This window comes from Psychrobacter sp. TB20-MNA-CIBAN-0197 (assembly GCF_040309765.1).
Classification (GTDB): Bacteria; Pseudomonadota; Gammaproteobacteria; order Pseudomonadales; family Moraxellaceae; genus Psychrobacter; species Psychrobacter submarinus.
Genome location: NZ_JBEOPC010001242.1, coordinates 1 through 243, shown reverse-complemented (window position 1 = coordinate 243; position 243 = coordinate 1). Strand labels below are relative to the sequence as shown.

1 protein-coding gene is annotated in these 243 nt (G+C 70.8%); it reads left to right on the top strand.

Annotation, left to right across the window (positions count from 1 at the left end):
* A partial coding sequence (locus AAEY83_RS17940; protein WP_351061394.1) for a winged helix-turn-helix domain-containing protein occupies nt 1-243 on the top strand: 243 nt, incomplete at both ends.

Here is a 243-nt window from a genome sequence, read left to right as displayed (position 1 = left end):
GACCAAGCCGTTCTCGTTCCTCGAGCTGATCGAACGGCTGCGCGCGCTGACGCGCCGCGCCCGCGTGCAGGAATCGACGCTGATCTCGATCGGCGACCTGCGCGTCGACCTGATCGGCCGCCGCGCGACCCGCGACGGCACGCGGCTCGACCTCACCGCGCAGGAATTCCAGCTGCTCGGCGTGCTCGCGCGGCGCAGCGGCGAGGTGCTGTCGAAGACGACCATCGCCGAACTCGTGTGGGA